Origin of the sequence: Spiroplasma sp. ChiS, assembly GCF_002968355.1 — a bacterium.
In the GTDB taxonomy this organism is placed as follows: Bacteria; Bacillota_I; Bacilli_A; order Mycoplasmatales; family Mycoplasmataceae; genus Spiroplasma; species Spiroplasma citri.
In genome coordinates, this window is record NZ_PUUH01000220.1 from 1 (window position 1) to 783 (window position 783).

At 17.4% G+C, this 783-nt stretch carries 1 protein-coding gene; it reads right to left on the reverse strand.

Annotated elements, in window-relative coordinates:
* Positions 1 to 276: 276 nt before the first annotated feature.
* A complete protein-coding gene (locus tag C6B38_RS05875; protein ID WP_105298978.1) occupies positions 277 to 513 on the reverse strand; it encodes a hypothetical protein in 237 nt (78 codons plus the stop codon).
* Positions 514 to 783: the final 270 nt, after the last annotated feature.

A 783-nucleotide genomic window follows, 5' to 3' on the forward strand; every position in this document is an offset into this window, starting at 1 on the left:
TTTAATACAATTTTGATACTTTTTTGATAACAAAAATATTATATCTTAATTTAAAATAAAAAAAACAAGATTTTTAATCTTGATTAATTTTTTTTAATATAATCGAATACAACTTTATTATTTAAACCTTTAAATTCAAAAATTATTTTATTTTTTTCTTTAACGAATGTAGCAAAAATATTTACAATAATATTGAAAAAAAGTTCTTTGTCTTCTTTTAATTCTTTATAAATTCTATTAATTTTATTAATTTTATTTTTACTTAGAGAATCAAAATTAATTTCTTTTTGAATCAAAATTAATTTCTTTTTTTATTTTATCTTCTTCTCAAAATAAGTTTATAAATTTGGCAGCTATATCAACAAATTCTTCATATTCTTTTTTTGCCTCTTCTTTTAATTTTTCTAGTATTTTAAAAAAAGCTAGTCCCTTAACAGATAATATATAACTTTTTTTATAAAGTTGTAAATATTTGTCTATTTTTAAACTCAATGATGGTTTATTTTGAACCATATTTTATTTCCTTTCTTAAAATTAAAATTGTTGTTTGATACTGCTAATATAATATCAAAATAAATATTATTTTTAATTACATTTTCAATAAATAATCATTAAATTTGCATAATTCATTATATAATTTTTATATAAATAAAATATCAAGAAAGGAGTAGTTTTTTATGAAAAAATGATTAAGTTTTTTAGGAGCAATTACATTATTAGGAACAAGCACAACAAGTCTAGTTGCTTGTAATACACCACAATATAACGAAGAAGAATTACAAC